This is a genomic window from Enterobacter cloacae complex sp. HYC080_NIDB (assembly GCF_056673325.1).
On record NZ_CP114212.1, the window covers coordinates 2,162,498 to 2,179,596 of the forward strand.

Annotated in this window: 11 protein-coding genes; 2 read left to right on the forward strand and 9 right to left on the reverse strand. The window is 55.9% G+C overall.

Going from position 1 to position 17,099, the window contains the following annotated elements; translation table 11 throughout:
* Window positions 1–230: 230 nt before the first annotated feature.
* From narI to O1723_RS10285, 6 genes are all read right to left on the reverse strand, one after another.
* A complete protein-coding gene (gene narI / locus O1723_RS10260; protein ID WP_014883923.1) occupies window positions 231–911 on the reverse strand; it encodes a respiratory nitrate reductase subunit gamma in 681 nt (226 codons plus the stop codon).
* Complete coding sequence (gene narW / locus O1723_RS10265; RefSeq protein ID WP_014883922.1) at window positions 908–1,603, reverse strand: nitrate reductase molybdenum cofactor assembly chaperone; 696 nt, start codon at window positions 1,601–1,603, stop codon at window positions 908–910. The genes narI and narW overlap by 4 nt, the downstream gene beginning before the upstream one ends.
* Entirely contained in the window at window positions 1,603–3,147 is a 1,545-nt protein-coding gene (narH, locus tag O1723_RS10270) for a nitrate reductase subunit beta (protein ID WP_023337341.1), read from the reverse strand. The genes narW and narH overlap by 1 nt, the downstream gene beginning before the upstream one ends.
* Window positions 3,144–6,884 (reverse strand): nitrate reductase subunit alpha, encoded by a 3,741-nt coding sequence (locus O1723_RS10275; RefSeq protein ID WP_248191042.1) that lies wholly within the window; start codon window positions 6,882–6,884, stop codon window positions 3,144–3,146. Before O1723_RS10275 ends, narH begins: the two co-directional genes overlap by 4 nt.
* Window positions 6,885–6,951: 67 nt before the next feature.
* Window positions 6,952–8,337: a NarK family nitrate/nitrite MFS transporter gene (locus O1723_RS10280; protein WP_248191043.1), complete on the reverse strand. Its 1,386-nt coding sequence runs from the start codon at window positions 8,335–8,337 to the stop codon at window positions 6,952–6,954.
* Between the two features lie 209 nt (window positions 8,338–8,546).
* Complete coding sequence (locus O1723_RS10285; RefSeq protein ID WP_014883918.1) at window positions 8,547–9,122, reverse strand: TetR family transcriptional regulator; 576 nt, start codon at window positions 9,120–9,122, stop codon at window positions 8,547–8,549.
* A 116-nt stretch (window positions 9,123–9,238) separates the two neighbouring features.
* On the opposite strand from O1723_RS10285, the gene O1723_RS10290 reads away from it, so the two are divergent.
* A complete protein-coding gene (locus O1723_RS10290) occupies window positions 9,239–10,726 on the forward strand; it encodes an MFS transporter (protein ID WP_023337339.1) in 1,488 nt (495 codons plus the stop codon).
* A gap of 34 nt (window positions 10,727–10,760) precedes the next feature.
* On the opposite strand, the gene O1723_RS10295 is transcribed toward O1723_RS10290, so the two are convergent.
* From O1723_RS10295 to yddG, 3 genes are all read right to left on the reverse strand, one after another.
* Window positions 10,761–11,201 (reverse strand): GFA family protein, encoded by a 441-nt coding sequence (locus O1723_RS10295; protein WP_014883916.1) that lies wholly within the window; start codon window positions 11,199–11,201, stop codon window positions 10,761–10,763.
* 77 nt (window positions 11,202–11,278) lie between these two features.
* Window positions 11,279–12,361, reverse strand: coding sequence for a porin OmpC (gene ompC / locus O1723_RS10300; RefSeq protein ID WP_248191046.1), 1,083 nt, complete (start codon window positions 12,359–12,361; stop codon window positions 11,279–11,281).
* 589 nt (window positions 12,362–12,950) lie between these two features.
* Window positions 12,951–13,829 (reverse strand): aromatic amino acid DMT transporter YddG, encoded by an 879-nt coding sequence (yddG, locus tag O1723_RS10305; protein WP_023337338.1) that lies wholly within the window; start codon window positions 13,827–13,829, stop codon window positions 12,951–12,953.
* Window positions 13,830–14,050: 221 nt separating this feature from the next.
* Between yddG and fdnG the strand changes: the two genes are divergently transcribed.
* Window positions 14,051–17,098, forward strand: a complete 3,048-nt coding sequence (gene fdnG / locus O1723_RS10310; protein ID WP_100126844.1) for a formate dehydrogenase-N subunit alpha — start codon at window positions 14,051–14,053, stop codon at window positions 17,096–17,098.
* Window position 17,099 lies beyond the last annotated feature (1 nt).

Genomic DNA, 17,099 nt, shown 5'->3' on the forward strand with positions numbered 1-17,099 from the left:
ATACGGCTCTGGCGGTCATTCCGTTCACTTTATGTTCCTTGCTACTCTGTAACGACATGACCGGTGAACGTGCCAGGGCATCGCTGTAAGGCATTCATAATCCTGATGTCACATAAATCGCTTCAGGTTAAAAAATTATTGGGGATTCGTCAGCCCACGGGGAGAAGGCGCAAACATAAAAAACGGCAATGAAGATTGCCGTTTTACGTTTACCTCGCCACCCGACACACTCAGCGGCGCGATCTCACCACCTGATACCGCCGGGTAAAATACTCAAACGGCGCGCTCCAGACGTGGACCAGGCGGGTGAACGGGAAGATAAGGAAGATCGTCATCCCCAGCACCAGATGTACGCGGAAGATCGGTGCGACGCCGCTTAACATCTCCGACGAGCCGCCCTTAAACGTCACGATCCCCTGTGCCCAGCCGACCAGCTTCATCATCTCGCTTCCGTCCGGATACTGAGCGGAGAACGGAATGGTCGACAGCCCAAGAATGCACTGGATCAGCAGGATACTCATGATGATGATATCCGGCGTGGTGGACGTTGCACGCACGCGCTGGTTGAACAGGCGGCGGATCAGCAGCATTGACCCACCGATGAGTGTCAGCACGCCGCAAATCCCGCCCGCAATCATGGCCAACTGCTGTTTAACCGCGACGGGCAAAAACCAGGCATACATCCAGTGCGGGGTTAACATGCCGAACAGGTGGCCGAAGAAAATCCCCAGGATCCCGATGTGAAATAGGTTAGAGGCCCAGTTCATACCGCGTTTGCTGAGCATCTGGCTCGACGAGGCGCGCCAGGTGTACTGCCCGTAGTCGTAACGCAGCCAGCTGCCGAGGAAAAAAACGGTGGCGCAGATGTAGGGGTAAATGTCATAGAAAAACACGTTCAGGTAATGTGTCATTTTGGGCCTCCGGCACTGACGTCCACGTACTGCGGCGCGACGTCCTGGCTAAAGCGTCGTTGATAGTGCTGCATCGGCGAGCTGTCGCACGATGTGGCGTTGTCTTCGATAAACTTCACCTGTTCCTCTTCCCACACGGCATCCAGCGCCTGGCGGGTGTCGTCGCGTTTCTCGCCTGACACCTGTTGAGTGACACTGTCACTTGAAAGGCGGCTTCCGGCGAGGGCGAGCAGGGCGTCAAACAGCTGATAATGCGCCACGCCGCGCTGTTTCAGACGACCGCCAACCAGGGCGAGGATTGGCGCGACGTTCTGCAATCCCTCACGCGCTTCGTCGTCGGTTACGATGCTGAGATATTCCAGATAGAGCGGCAGGTAATCCGGTAGTTCACGGCAGTCCAGCACCAGGCCCGCTTTTTCATACTGACTCATCAGGTCAACCATCGCCTGGCCGCGATCGCGGGATTCGGCGTGAACGTGCTCGAACAGCAGCAGCGAAGTCGCGCGCCCGCGTTCGAACACTTCACACCACTCGGCCTGTTTATCCAGCAGCGGGGCGCTCAGGTGCTGTCGGGCAAACGGCAGCAGCATGGGCGCGTCCTGCGCAATCAACGAGAGCGCTTCATCACGGTTCTCCCACAGCGTGTCATCGGGATACTCAATCAACAGCGCGACGATCTTGAGGATCTGCATTATTCTCCCTCCCCATGTTCGCGCACCTCGGTAATGTTGATGGCATCGATGCGGCTGCTGTTGAAGAGGTTGAATTTGGTGTCGGAGCCGTGGCAACCGTCACCAAAGGTGAAGCCGCAGCCGTTTTTCTCCGGGAACGCGTCGCGCGCCATTTCACGGTGGCTGGTGGGGATCACGAAGCGATCTTCGTAATTCGCAATAGCCAGATAGCGGTACATCTCCTCAACCTGCGCTTCGGTCAGGCCGACTTCTTCGATGGCGCGAGTATCGGTCACGCCTTCCACGGTCTGGGAGCGTTTGTAGTGGCGCATCGCCATCATGCGTTTCAGAGCTCGCAGCACCGGGCCTAGGTCACCTGCGCTAAGCATATTTGCCAGATACTGCACCGGGATGCGCAGGCTTTCGACAGCAGGCAGTACGCCATCACTCTGCGGCAGGCCGCCGGCATCCGCGTAGGACTGAATCGGTGACAGCGGTGGCACGTACCAGACCATCGGCAGGGTGCGGTATTCCGGGTGCAGCGGCAGAGCCAGCTTCCAGTCCATCGCCATTTTATAAACAGGCGATTTTTGCGCTGCCTCAATGACGTTCGCCGGAATACCCTGTTTCAGCGCTTCTTCGATGACCGCCGGATCGTGCGGATTCAGGAACACGTCGCACTGACGTTCGTACAGATCGGTTTCGTGCTCGGTGCTGGCCGCTTCTTCAATGCGGTCCGCGTCGTACAGCAGCACGCCGAGATAGCGAATGCGCCCGACGCAGGTTTCTGAGCAAACGGTCGGCTGGCCGGACTCAATGCGCGGGTAGCAGAAGATGCATTTCTCGGATTTACCGCTCTTCCAGTTGAAGTAGATTTTCTTGTACGGGCAACCGCTGATACACAGACGCCAGCCGCGGCACTTGTCCTGGTCAATCAGCACAATGCCGTCCTCTTCGCGCTTGTAGATGGCACCGCTCGGGCAGGTGGCGACGCAGCTCGGGTTCAGACAGTGCTCGCACAGGCGCGGCAGGTACATCATGAAGGTATTTTCAAACTGGCCGTACATCTCCTTCTGGATCTTCTGAAAGTTGCGGTCGCGGGCGCGCTTTTCGAACTCACCGCCCAGCAGCTCCTCCCAGTTAGGCCCCCAAACGATTTTATCCATCCGCTTGCCGTCAATCAGCGAGCGAGGGCGGGCGGTAGGGAGATGATCCCCCTCCGGGGCGCGATGCAGGTCCTGATAATCAAAGGTGAAGGGTTCATAGTAATCGTCAATTTGCGGCAGAACAGGGTTAGCGAAAATTTTCGACAGAACGCCCATTTTGCCGCCGAGACGCGGGGTCAGTTTGCCGTGGATCCCTCGGATCCAGCCGCCTTGCCACTCATCCTGGTCTTCCCAGTTTTTTGGATAGCCAATGCCCGGCTTGGTTTCGACGTTGTTGAACCACGCATATTCCATGCCTTCACGCCCGGTCCAGACGTTCTTACAGGTGACCGAGCAGGTGTGGCAGCCGATGCATTTATCGAGATTCAGAACCATGCCAACCTGTGAGCGTATTTTCATTTTTTCGTCTCCTGTACCTGATCCCGACCTTCGCCATCCAGCCAGTTAATGTTTTTCATTTTGCGGATCATGATGAATTCGTCGCGGTTCGAGCCGACGGTGCCGTAATAGTTAAAGCTGTACGCCAGCTGCGCATAGCCGCCGATCATGTGCGTCGGTTTCGGGCAGACGCGGGTAACGGAGTTGTGGATCCCCCCGCGACGGCCGGTCACTTCAGAGCCCGGAATGTTCAGAATGCGCTCCTGAGCGTGGTACATCATGGTCATGCCCGGCGGCACGCGCTGGCTGACTACCGCGCGGGCGGTGAGGGCGCCGTTAGCGTTAAAGGCTTCGATCCAGTCGTTGTCCTCAATGCCCAGCTCACGCGCGTCGGTCTCGCTTATCCAGACAATCGGCCCGCCGCGCGACAGGGTCTGCATCAGGAGGTTTTCGCTGTAGGTGGAGTGAATGCCCCATTTCTGATGCGGCGTCAGGAAGTTAAGCGCTTTTTCCGGGAAGCCGTTCGGCGGGATCTCGCGCATATGGCTCACGCTACGGGTATCAATCGGCGGACGGTAGGCCACCAGACTCTCCCCGAAAGCACGCATCCACGGGTGATCCTGATACAGCTGCTGACGACCGGAAAGGGTGCGCCAGGGGATGAGCTCATGAACGTTGGTATAACCCGCGTTATAGGAGACGTGCTCGCTCTCAAGACCGGACCAGGTAGGGCTGGAGATGATTTTGCGCGGCTGCGCCTGGATGTCGCGGAAGCGAATTTTCTCGTCTTCTTTGTTCAGCGCCAGATGCGTGTGGTCACGTCCGGTCAACTCCCCAAGCGCTTGCCAGGCCTTAACCGCCACCTGACCGTTGGTTTCCGGCGCGAGGGCGAGGATCACCTCTGAAGCGTCAATGGCGGTTTCAATCCGCGGACGACCTTTTGCCGGGCCGTCGGGCTTGACGTAATTGAGCTTGCCGAGGAAATCGACCTCGTTCTGAGTATTCCACGATATGCCTTTTCCGCCGTTACCGAGCTTGTCCATCAGAGGGCCAAGAGACGTAAAGCGCTCGTAAGTTTCCGGGTAGTTTCGCTCAACGACCGCAATGTTTGGCGCGGTTTTGCCGGGGATCAAATCGCATTCACCTTTGCGCCAGTCCTGGATATCAAACGGCTGAGAGAGTTCCGCCGGAGAGTCGTGCTGCAACGGTTGCAGAACCACGTCGGTTTCGTTGCCCAGGTGACCGACGCACACCTCGGAGAAGACCCTGGCGATGCCTTTGTAGATCTCCCAGTCGCTGCGCGATTCCCACGCCGGATCGACGGCGGCGGAGAGCGGGTGAATAAACGGGTGCATGTCCGAGGTATTCATATCGTCTTTTTCGTACCAGGTGGCAGTCGGCAGGACGATATCGGAGAACAGACTGGTGCTGGACATGCGGAAGTCGAGCGTCACCAGCAGATCGAGCTTGCCCTCGATGGCAGCAGTTTGCCATTCGACCTCTTCAGGCTTCACGTCGTCTGTGGAACCCAAATCTTCACCCTGAATGCCGCTCTCGGTGCCGAGCAGGTATTTCAGCATGTACTCGTGACCTTTCCCGGACGAGCCAAGCAGGTTAGAGCGCCAGACAAACAGGTTACGCGGGTGGTTCTTGCCGTTATCGGGTTGCTCGCAGGCGAAGCGAACGTCACCCGATTTTAGCCCCTGAACGGTGTAGTCCTGCGGCGTCATGCCCGCCGCATCGGCACGTGCCTTAATGTGCAACGGGTTCAGGTTGAGCTGCGGCGCCGAGGGCAACCAGCCCATGCGCTCGGCGCGAACGTTGAAGTCGATCAGGTGCCCGGTGAATTGGGTGGCATCCGCCAGCGGGGAGAGGAGCTCCTGCGCAGTCAGCTTCTCATAGCGCCACTGGCTGGCGTGGTTGTAAAAGAATGACGTGCTGTTCATCTGACGTGGCGGGCGGTTCCAGTCCAGCGCAAAGGCCAGCGGCAGCCAGCCGGTTTGCGGACGCAGTTTCTCCTGGCCCACATAGTGCGACCAGCCGCCACCGCTCTGCCCGACGCAGCCGCAGAAGACCAGCATGTTGATCATCCCGCGGTAGTTCATGTCCATGTGGTACCAGTGATTCACCCCGGCACCGAGGATAATCATCGACCGCCCGTGCGTTTTGTGCGCCGTGTCGGCAAACTCGCGGGCGATTTTTTCAATCAGATACGCGGGTACGCCGGTGATCTGCTCTCCCCATGCGGGAGTGTAGGCTTTGATCTGGTCATAGCTGTCTGCGGCGTTACTGTCCTGCAGACCACGATCGAGGCCGTAGTTCGCCAGCACCAGATCGTAAACGCTGACTACCCGTTTCTCGCGACCGTCGGCGAGCGTCAGGGTTTTGCTCGGCACGCGGCGCGTCAGCACCGGCTCCTGCTTCACGCTGCGAAAATGCGGGTTCTCATTACCGCCAAAGTAGGGGAAGGCGACATCTGCGACGCTATCGTGCGTAATCAGCAGGGAGAGGGTCAGCTCGCTTTCATGGCCTGCCGCCCGGGGCTCCAGGTTCCATTTGCCTTTTTCTCCCCAGCGGAAGCCGATGGAACCGTTTGGCACCACCAGATTCCCGGCAATATCAAAGGCGACCGTTTTCCATTCAGGATTATTGGCTTCACCCAGCCCGTCGACAAGGTCTGAGGCCCGCAGCATCCGCCCCGGTACGACGCGACCATCGGCCTGTTCGTCCAGCAGGACCAGCATCGGCATGTCGGTGTAGCGGCGGCAGTAGTTGAGGAAGTAGTCGCTCGGGTTATCGAGGTGGAACTCTTTAAGGATCACATGGCCCATTGCCATGGCGAGGGCGCTGTCGGTGCCCTGTTTAGGCGCCAGCCACTGGTCGCTCAGCTTCGCGACTTCCGAGAAGTCCGGCGTAATGGCGACGGTTTTGGTGCCTTTGTAGCGCACCTCGGTGAAAAAGTGGGCGTCCGGGGTACGCGTCTGCGGCACGTTCGAGCCCCAGGCAATGATGTAGCTGGAGTTATACCAGTCTGCGGACTCCGGCACATCGGTCTGCTCCCCCCAGGTCATTGGGGAGGCCGGAGGCAGATCGCAGTACCAGTCGTAAAAGCTAAGGCAGGTGCCGCCCAGCAGCGAGAGATAGCGGGTCCCGGCGGCGTAAGAGACCATCGACATCGCCGGGATAGGGGAAAAACCGGCGACGCGATCGGGGCCATAATTTTTGATGGTCCAGACGTTGGCGGCGGCAATCAGCTGGTTCAGCTCTTTCCAGTTTGAGCGGATAAAACCGCCTTTTCCGCGCGCTTTCCTGTAGCTCTGCGCTTTCTGCGGATCGTTCTGAATGGCATCCCAGGCCAGCACCGGACCGGTATGCTGCGCCAGCGCTTCTCGCCAGAGTTCAATTAACCTGCGGCGCACCAGCGGATATTTGAGTCGGTTGGCGCTGTAGAGATACCAGGAATAGCTTGCGCCACGCGGGCAGCCGCGCGGTTCGTGGTTGGGCAGGTCAGGGCGGGTGCGTGGATAGTCGGTTTGCTGGGTTTCCCAGGTCACCAGGCCATTTTTGACATAAATCTTCCAGCTACAGGAGCCGGTACAGTTCACGCCGTGGGTGGAGCGCACAATCTTGTCGAACTGCCAGCGCTGACGATAGCTGTCCTCCCAGTCGCGGTTGGTGTGATACACCTGTCCGTGCCCATCGGCGAAACTGTCGCCTTTAGTTTTGAAGTAACGAAAGCGGTCCAACAGTTTGCTCATGACATTTCTCCTGCTTCGATAGCATGGCCGGAGGGGGTTGCATCCCGCTCCGGCAAAGAGGTCGTTATTATTTTTGTGACGATTTGCGGCCGTACACCAGCCAGGTGACAAGGACACAGACGATGTAAAACACGAGGAACACTTTCATGGCCCCGACCGGCGATCCGGTCATCGCCAGCGAGGTGCCAAACGCTTTGGGAATGAAGAAGCCGCCCACGGCGCCGATGGCAGAGATAAAGCCCAGCGCGGCCGCTGTTTCGGTCACCGCTTCATGCTGCGCCTGCTCGTCCGTGCCGCCCTGCTTTTTGACGCGGTCGAGGGTAATTTGGCGGAAAATAATCGCAATCATCTGGAAGGTGGAGCCGCTGCCCAGCCCGGCAGTGAGGAACAGCCCCATAAACACCAGATAGAAGGCGAAGAAACTGCCTGAACCGGAGCCCGGAAGCGTCAGGAAAATCAGGGCGCTAAAAATCGCCATAAAGACGAAGTTGATCAGCGTCACCCGCACGCCGCCCAGTTTGTCGGAGATCATCCCGCCCGCCGAGCGGGCCAGCGCGCCGATCAGGGGACCAAAGAAGGCAAGGTGCAGGATGTTCACGTCCGGAAACTGGGTTTTCGACAGCATGGCAAAGCCCGCCGAGAAACCGATAAACGAGCCGAAGGTCGCCAGATAGAGCAGGCTTAGCAGCCAGAGGTGAAAGCGTTTCAGGACCGGAAGCTGGCTGGCGATGGAGGCCTTTGAGCTGGCAATATCGTTCATGCCAAAAAACGCCGCAATGGTTGCCAGCAGCAGGAGGGGGGCCCAGATCCAGGCCGCGTTTGCCAGCCACATCGTCGAGCTATCCTCCTGTGGCACGCCGTGCACCCCGAGGAAGGTGAACATCGGGAGGAAAATGACCAGCGGCGCAACCAGCTGCATCACGCTGACGCCCAGGTTGCCCAGCCCGCCGTTGATGCCCAGCGCGCTGCCCTGTCTGGATTTCGGGAAGAAAAAGCTGATGTTGCCCATGCTCGATGCGAAGTTAGCGCCAGCAAAACCGCAGAGCAGGGCGATGATGATAAAGATCCAGTACGGCGTCGCGGGGTTTTGAATGGCAATTCCCAGCCACACGCAGGGGATAATCAGGATGACGGTACTCAATACCGTCCAGTAACGCCCACCGAATATCGGTACCATAAATGAGTAGGGGACGCGCAATATCGCACCGGAGAGAGAAGGTAATGCTGTTAGCATAAAAAGCTGATCGGTGGTGAAATTAAATCCGACTTTATTCAGGTTGACGGCGATGGCGCTAAATAACATCCAGACGCAAAACGCTAATAGCAGGCAAGCCACAGAAATCCATAGATTTCTTCGTGCGATATGTTTTCCTATATTCTCCCAGAATTGCGCGTTTTCAGGTTTCCAGTTACTCAACAGATGCGGATTATTCTTTTCACTTTGTTGCGACATAGCGCCCTCTTGCTTACCTTAATGGAAAGAAAAAAGAAGTAAAAACAAAAAGATGAGTGAGAATTTGCTGTTGGATTTATTGGATGTTTTGGGATACATCTGAAAGGATAGATAAAAAAGCGCGCCCCTGAGGTGAGAATGGAAATTGCGGAGCGCTTAATATGTTACCAATTGTAAGTGTTGCGGGAATTAATACTCCGGAAGGAGTATTAAAACAATTCCAGCGTGATAAGTTTGTCGAGATGTTTATTTAGCGCCGCATCGTCCATTTCAGGCATATTTAATACGGTGATCCCATCCAGGCCGCAAACCAGCCCTATCAAACGCCAGGCAATATTTTCCGCCCGATCGGTGAGTGTGAATGCCCTTGCTTCCGCCCCGGCACGGATAATAACCACCGTCTCGTGATGCCACATCTCCATGGTCAGGACATAAGCCGCTTTGATCTCGGGATCCCGGCTGGCGAGAATTTGCGCTTCCCGCCACAGTCGGATATAAGGCTCAAACTTACCGTCGTCGCTGCCGAGCATGCTGTGCAACCGCTCCCGCCAGGTGGCACGCTCATCCGCTACGTCGGCATCTAATAGCTCGCGGATCAGGCGAACGAATGCCAGCGATTTCAACTCACCGCCGGAGGCAAAGTGGTGATGCACCTGCCCGGTAGCGACGCCCGCTTCAGTCGCAATGCGCCGCACCGTCATCGCCGCCAGCCCCTCGGCGAGCGCCACGCGCATGGCGGCCTGTAAGATTGCTTCCCGCCGTTCATCCTTGCTCAGATATCGCATGTTTACTCACTCTCAATGGGAATGAAACGAGTGTAACAAAAAGCTGGACACTCGTTCAACTTTAGGTAGGATCGCATTCTGGACATGTGTCCATGTTTAAAATGAAAAGGAAATTTATGTTTCGTCAGTGGTTAGCGTTAGTGATTATCGTGCTGGTTTATATCCCGGTCGCGATCGACGCGACGGTGCTGCACGTGGCGGCGCCGACATTGAGCATGACGCTGGGCGCCAGCGGTAACGAATTACTGTGGATTATCGACATCTACTCGCTGGTGATGGCGGGTATGGTGCTGCCGATGGGCGCACTCGGTGACCGCATGGGGTTTAAACGATTGTTAATGATCGGCAGCATGCTGTTCGGGGTGTCGTCCCTGGCGGCAGCCTTTGCGCCGTCAGCCGGGTGGCTGATTGCGGCGCGCGCCTCGCTGGCAATCGGCGCGGCGATGATCATTCCGGCCACGCTGGCCGGGATCCGCACGCTGTTTACCGACGCGCGGGATCGTAATATCGCGCTTGGCGTCTGGGCGGCCGTGGGTTCAGGTGGGGCGGCATTTGGTCCGCTGATTGGCGGTATCCTGCTTGAGCATTTCTACTGGGGATCGGTGTTTTTGATCAACGTCCCGATCGTGCTGGTGGTGGTGTCGCTGGCCGCGCGTTTTGTACCCCGTCAACAGGGGCGTCCTGAGCAGCCGCTGAATATCAGCCATGCCATCGTGCTGATTGTGGCGATCCTGCTGCTGGTCTACAGCGCCAAAACCGCGTTGAAAGGCGTGCTGTCGCCGTGGCTGGTAGCCTGTACGTTGCTTACCGGGGCTGTGATGCTGTTGATTTTCGTGCGTATTCAACTGCGCGCCCGCGTGCCAATGATCGACATGCGCCTGTTTTGTCACCGCATCATTCTCAGCGGTGTGGTGATGGCGATGACGGCGATGATCGCGCTGGTGGGCTTTGAGCTGCTGATGGCGCAGGAATTGCAATTCGTTCACGGCTTTACGCCATTCGAAGCCGGCATGTTTATGCTTCCGGTCATGGTGGCGAGCGGGTTTAGCGGGCCGATCGCCGGAGTACTGGTGGGGCGTCTGGGGCTACGCATTGTCGCTGCGGGTGGCATGGGGCTCAGCGCGGTCAGTTTCATTGGCCTCTCGATGCTTGATTTCAGCACGCAGCAGTGGCAGGCGTGGAGCCTGATGGTGCTGTTGGGCTTCAGCGCCGCCAGCGCGCTGCTGGCCTCGACCTCTGCAATCATGGCCGCCGCGCCGAAAGAAAAGGCCGCCGCTGCCGGGGCGATTGAAACTATGTCTTATGAACTGGGGGCCGGGCTTGGGATCGCTATCTTTGGTCTGCTGCTGACCCGCAGTTTCTCTGCGTCGATTGATTTGCCGCAGGGGCTGAATGCGTCTCTCGTCGACAAAGCCTCTTCATCCATCGGCGAGGCGATGAAGGTGGCGCAGGATCTCACGCCAGCACTGGCGGTTTCGGTGACGGAGGCGGCGAAAAGTGCGTTTATTACCTCCCACAGCGTGGCGCTGGGGAGTGCGGGGGTCATGCTGTTGCTGCTGGCGGCAGGAATGTGGTTTAGCCTGGCGAAGGTGCCAAAGCAGTAGACAAGCCTGGTGCGCAGGCTGGCCGGGCAGCAGTTTAGGGCGTTAGCAGGCAGTGTTCATCTCGTGCTTCAATTTCTGAACCGCTATAGCGTGCGTATTGCCCGGTCAGGCCAAAAAACGCGGGTTGGGTTTCAGTATAGATTTCTGCTGCAAGTACCAGCCGGCGTCGTTCATCTTCGCTCATCTCAAGCAGCGTCCAGGGAATAAAATAGCGCGCCGTTGCGGTCAGTTTGAACCACAGCGGGCAGCCGCAGCCTGGACAAAACCAGCGTTCTCCGCGTGCGGATGAGGCGAAATGAGACGGAGCAATGGAATCTTGCTCCACAAGGGGCTCGCCCTGCGTCTCAAGATACATGGCAATGCCGCCTGACCACTTCTGGCATTGCGTACAGTGACAGGCATATACATCAAAATGGTTGAGGCTCACGCTGAACTGACTCATTCCGCATAAGCAGCGTCCTTTGAACAGGTGCATGGCGTTCTCCTTTTTGACGCCAGAAATCCGTATAAAAAAAGCCAGCCACATGGGCTGGCTTTTTAGCGTGACAAATCTTAGAACTGGTAGGTCAGGCCGACAGCAACGATGTTGTCGGTAGCAACGCCAGTTGCTTTGGTGAAGCTGTTGTCGTCAACCAGGTTGATTTTGTAATCAACATAGGTAGACATGTTTTTGTTGAAGTAGTAGCTCGCGCCAACGTCAACGTATTCAACCAGATCCTGGTCGCCGTATGAACCCAGATCTTTACCTTTGGATTTCAGGTAAGCGATGGATGGACGCAGACCGAAGTCGAACTGATACTGAGCAACAACTTCGAAGTTCTGAGCTCTGTTCGCGATATAACCGTCACCGAAGTTGGTCATGTTGCGGGTTTCAGAGTAGGTGGTTGCCAGGTAGATGTTGTTCGCATCGTATTTCAGACCAGCAGCCCAAACTTCTGCGTTTTCACCGCCAGCGTTAACGGTATTGGCTACGCGACCTGCAGCAACCTGACGGTCAGTACGGTCAGATTTCGCGTAGTTAGCACCGACAGCGAAGCCGTCCATTTCATAGGTAGAAGAAAGACCCCAGCCGTCACCGTTCGCTTCGGTGATGTTACGGTCATCGTTTTTACCCTGGTACTGAGCAGCGAAGTTCAGACCGTCAACCAGACCGAAGAAGTCGGTGTTACGGTAGGTTGCAACGCCAGTCGTACGGCCAGTCATAAAGCCATCAGTCTGCGTCCAGGTATCACCACCGAACTCTGGCAGAACGTCAGTCCATGCGCCGATGTCGTAAGCAACACCGTAGTTACGACCGTAGTCGAAAGAACCGAATTCGTTGAATTTCAGACCTGCGAAGGCCAAACGCGTTTTGCTGCCGTCAGTGCCCTGGGATTCAGAACGGTTGCCTTTGAACTCATATTCCCACTGGCCGTAACCGGTCAGCTGATCGTTGATCTGAGTTTCACCTTTGAAGCCCAGACGAACGTAAGTTTTGTCGCCGTCGTTGCCAGCGTCATCAGAGAAATAGTGCAGACCTGTTACTTTACCGTACAGATCCAGCTTGTTACCGTCTTTGTTATAAACTTCAGCCGCGTTTACAACGCCTGCTGCCAACATGGAAGTCACTGCCACTGCAACTAATTTAAGTTTCATCTTAAATATTCCTTATAATTTTCTTAGGTATTTCCTGAGCCACTTTGAACGAGTTTTAAACGAGGCTGCTCGTCAATGGCACGTTATTTTTAAAAATCTTGTAGTCCTCTTTCAATAATAAGTTTCAAAATATTAATAATAATTTCATTTAGTGTGATCGAGATCGGATAAATGGCCTAAAAATAGCCTGAAATGATGAGTATTTAATCAATTTTGGGTGGGGTTTATTTCCGTCAATATAGTTTCATTGGGTTGTTATAAAATATGTTAATTATCGGTAATGCCGTTCTTTTGGTTGGAGTGGTAGAGTGTATTTAACCGAAAGTGGCGGCCTTGCGCCCTTAATTGCACGGAAATTCCGTTGCTTAGACAGAAACACACAGAAACATACTATTGCACTTTGTGCTATTAATATTGTGAGTATTTGACGGCAATTAATCACATAGCGGTGTCAGTTTGTGTCAATATTAAGAGACGCAAATTTACGAAAAGAAGGTAATATAAACAGAAGTTAAACGCGCGCCCAAATATTAAATTTATGTTAATTTTTTGCTGTCGGGATGAATATTACCCGACAGCTGACCCGGAATTATTTTTTGGTGGCGTACCAGCAAAGCAATGACCCGACGCAGACCATCAGCGCGCCTTGCCAGAACGAGAAAGAGAGGGGGGAACTCAGCAGCACGGCGGCAAGCGCGGCAGAGAGTACGGGAGTAAAATAGGATACGGCGGCCAGCACCGTGACGTTACCGTGCAGAATGCCAACATTCCAGGCGGCATAACCTAACCCTAGCGCCACACCACACATAACGAGTTTCACGACAACCGGAACAGTGAAGACCATTTCCGGCTGATCGCTCAGCGCATATTTCACCCACAGGCTCAGTGCCGTCAGCAAAACAAACAGGGTAATGCCGTTTTGCCCGTTAGCAAATTTACGGGTTACCGTGCAGTAGGCCGCCCAGATAAATGCCCCGGCAAAAGCCAGCGCATAGCTGAGTGGATTCGATACAATATTGCGTATTATTTCATCAGGGTGTAATCCTTGCTCACCCCCTAATACCCAACATACACCGAGCAGTGCAAGGACTAAGCCGGGGATAACCCACAGAGTTGATTTCTGTCCGTTGAACAAAATAGCAAAGACGATCGTCAGGCTCGGCCAGAGATAATTGACCATCCCCACTTCAATGGCCTGCGCTCGCGTGGCGGCATAGCCTAACGACAGGGCAAGGCAAATTTCGTAACTGACAAAAAGTACGCTGCCAGCAATAAGATACCTGGGTGAAAAGCGTTTAATATCAGGAAATCCCACCGTTACCAGACACAATAATCCGCTGAGGGTGTATATCATCGCCGCACCGCCGACGGGTCCCAGCCCCTCACTCACGCTACGAATCAGGCCCACCATTGTGCTCCACAACAGAATCGCTGCCAGCCCGATAAGCGTTGCTCTCTTTCTGTCCATTACGTCTTCATCGCTAAAAAAATTAAAGGAAAAAGATATAGCATTAATCCTGACGCTGTTGCGAATTATTCTCGCATGTGTTTAACCCTAAAGGATTATTTGAAGGCGCGAGCGGTGACCATTAAGAGGGCGAAGTCACGCGACCTTGATTTGACGCAAAAAAAAAAGGGGTTTTGCTGTTAGTTTGCGGCGCGAAGTCTTATTTGAACACGAGGACAACAATGGACGTCAGCCGCAGACAATTTTTTAAAATCTGCGCGGGCGGTATGGCCGGAACAACAGCCGCTATGCTGGGATTCGCTCCTAAAATGGCGCTGGCTCAGGCTCGCAACTATAAACTGCTGCGCGCGAAAGAGATCCGTAACACCTGCACATACTGCTCCGTGGGTTGTGGGCTTTTGATGTACAGCCTGGGTGATGGCGCGAAGAACGCCAGAGAAGCGATTTATCATATTGAAGGGGACCCGGATCATCCGGTGAGCCGTGGGGCGTTATGCCCGAAAGGCGCGGGTCTGCTGGACTACGTTCACAGCGAAAACCGCCTGCGTTATCCGGAATACCGTGCGCCAGGTTCGGACAAATGGCAGCGTATTTCCTGGGATGAGGCCTTCTCCCGTATTGCAAAATTGATGAAAGCCGACCGCGACGCCAACTTTGTTGAAAAGAATGCAGAGGGGGTGACGGTCAACCGCTGGCTTTCCACCGGTATGTTATGTGCCTCTGCGGCCAGTAATGAAACCGGCATGCTGACGCAAAAATTTGTGCGCTCTCTCGGCATGCTGGCGGTTGATAACCAGGCGCGCGTCTGACACGGACCAACGGTAGCAAGTCTTGCTCCAACATTTGGTCGCGGTGCGATGACCAACCACTGGGTTGATATCAAAAACGCTAACGTCGTGGTGGTAATGGGCGGTAACGCCGCTGAAGCCCATCCGGTGGGATTCCGCTGGGCGATGGAAGCGAAAAACAACAACGATGCGACGCTGATCGTCGTCGATCCGCGCTTTACGCGCACGGCTTCGGTGGCCGATATCTATGCGCCGATCCGCTCCGGCACGGACATTACGTTCCTGTCCGGCGTACTGCTGTACCTGATCGAAAACAACAAAATTAACGCGGAATACGTTAAGCACTACACCAACGCAAACCTGCTGGTGCGGGATGACTTTGCCTTCGACGACGGGCTGTTCAGCGGCTATGACGCGGAAAAACGTCAGTACGACAAGTCCTCGTGGAACTATCAGTTCGACGAAAACGGCTATGCGATGCGCGATGAAACACTGACGCACCCGCGCTGCGTATGGAACCTGCTGAAGCAGCATGTTTCCCGCTATACGCCGGACGTGGTGGAGAACATCTGCGGTACGCCGAAAGCGGACTTCCTGAAAGTGTGCGAAGTGCTGGCCTCCACCAGTGCGGCAGACAGAACAACGACCTTCCTGTATGCGCTGGGCTGGACGCAGCACACCGTGGGTGCGCAGAACATCCGCACCATGGCAATGATCCAGCTGCTGCTCGGCAACATGGGGATGGCAGGGGGCGGCGTGAATGCGCTGCGCGGTCACTCCAATATTCAGGGGCTCACCGACCTCGGCCTGCTCTCCACCAGCCTGCCGGGTTACCTGACGCTGCCGTCGGAAAAGCAGGCAAATCTGCAAACGTATCTTGAGGCCAACACGCCAAAAGCGACGCTGCCGGATCAGGTGAACTACTGGAGCAACTATCCGAAGTTCTACGTCAGCCTGATGAAATCCTTCTACGGCGACGCGGCGCAGAAGGAGAACGACTGGGGCTTCGAGTGGCTGCCGAAGTGGGACCAGGCGTACGACGTCATTAAGTATTTCAACATGATGGATAAGGGGAACGTCACGGGGTATATCTGCCAGGGCTTTAACCCGGTAGCGTCCTTCCCGGACAAGAACAAAGTCGTTCGCAGCCTGAGCAAGCTGAAGTACATGGTCGTCATCGACCCGCTGGTGACCGAAACCTCGACCTTCTGGCAGAACCACGGTGAAGCGAACGATGTCGATCCGGCGTCGATTCAGACCGAGGTGTTCCGCCTGCCGTCCACCTGCTTTGCGGAAGAAGAGGGCTCCATTGCGAACTCCGGTCGCTGGCTGCAGTGGCACTGGAAAGGCCAGGAGGCGCCGGGTGAAGCGCGGAATGACGGTGAGATCCTGGCCGGGATTTACCATCGTCTGCGCGAAATGTATCGCACCGAGGGCGGTAAAGGCGCTGAGCCGCTGCTGAAAATGCGCTGGAACTATAAGCAGCCGGATCGTCCAGAGTCAGAAGAAGTGGCGAAAGAGAACAACGGCGTTGCGCTGGCGGATATTTATGATGCCAACGGTAGCCTGGTGGCGAAAAAAGGCCAGCTGCTGAACAGCTTCGCGCTGTTGCGTGATGACGGTACCACGGCATCTTCCTGCTGGATCTACACCGGCAGCTGGACGGAGCAGGGTAACCAGATGGCGAACCGCGATAACGCCGACCCGTCCGGGCTGGGCAATACGCTGGGCTGGGCCTGGGCGTGGCCGCTGAACCGCCGCGTGCTGTATAACCGCGCCTCCGCCGACGTGAACGGCAAGCCGTGGGATCCAAAACGCATGCTGATCCAGTGGAACGGCTCGAAGTGGGCAGGGAATGATATCCCGGACTACAACACCGCCGCGCCGGGCAGCAACACCGGGCCGTTTATCATGCAGCCGGAAGGGCTGGGTCGCCTGTTTGCGCTCAACAAGCTGGCAGAAGGGCCATTCCCGGAACACTACGAGCCGATGGAAACGCCGCTCGGCACTAACCCGCTGCACCCGAACGTGGTCTCCAGCCCGGTTGTGCGGATCTATGAAGACGACGAATTGCGCTTAGGCAAAAAGGACAAATTCCCGTATGTGGGTACAACCTATCGCCTGACCGAGCATTTCCATACCTGGACCAAGCACGCGCGGCTTAACGCCATCGCCCAGCCGGAACAGTTTGTGGAGATAAGCGAAACGCTGGCGAAAGCGAAGGGGATTGCCAACGGTGACCGCGTGAAGGTGAGCAGCAAGCGTGGCTTTATCCGTGCGGTGGCGGTGGTGACCCGTCGTCTGCAGAGCCTGAACGTTCATGGTCAGCAGGTGGAGACGGTCGGTATTCCGCTGCACTGGGGCTTTGAAGGGGTGGCGCAGAAAGGCTACATCGCCAATACCCTGACGCCAAACGTTGGCGATTCCAACTCGCAAACGCCGGAGTACAAAGCGTTTCTGGTCAACATCGAGAAAGCGTAAG

What these genes read in the sequence shown, in the direction of transcription:
- narI (WP_014883923.1), bottom strand. Translation starts at nt 911, where the DNA reads ATGACACATTACCTGAACGTGTTTTTCTATGACATTTACCCCTACATC.
- narW (WP_014883922.1), bottom strand. Translation starts at nt 1,603, where the DNA reads ATGCAGATCCTCAAGATCGTCGCGCTGTTGATTGAGTATCCCGATGAC.
- narH (WP_023337341.1), bottom strand. Translation starts at nt 3,147, where the DNA reads ATGAAAATACGCTCACAGGTTGGCATGGTTCTGAATCTCGATAAATGC.
- O1723_RS10275 (WP_248191042.1), bottom strand. Translation starts at nt 6,884, where the DNA reads ATGAGCAAACTGTTGGACCGCTTTCGTTACTTCAAAACTAAAGGCGAC.
- O1723_RS10280 (WP_248191043.1), bottom strand. Translation starts at nt 8,337, where the DNA reads ATGTCGCAACAAAGTGAAAAGAATAATCCGCATCTGTTGAGTAACTGG.
- O1723_RS10285 (WP_014883918.1), bottom strand. Translation starts at nt 9,122, where the DNA reads ATGCGATATCTGAGCAAGGATGAACGGCGGGAAGCAATCTTACAGGCC.
- O1723_RS10290 (WP_023337339.1), top strand. Translation starts at nt 9,239, where the DNA reads ATGTTTCGTCAGTGGTTAGCGTTAGTGATTATCGTGCTGGTTTATATC.
- O1723_RS10295 (WP_014883916.1), bottom strand. Translation starts at nt 11,201, where the DNA reads ATGCACCTGTTCAAAGGACGCTGCTTATGCGGAATGAGTCAGTTCAGC.
- ompC (WP_248191046.1), bottom strand. Translation starts at nt 12,361, where the DNA reads ATGAAACTTAAATTAGTTGCAGTGGCAGTGACTTCCATGTTGGCAGCA.
- yddG (WP_023337338.1), bottom strand. Translation starts at nt 13,829, where the DNA reads ATGGACAGAAAGAGAGCAACGCTTATCGGGCTGGCAGCGATTCTGTTG.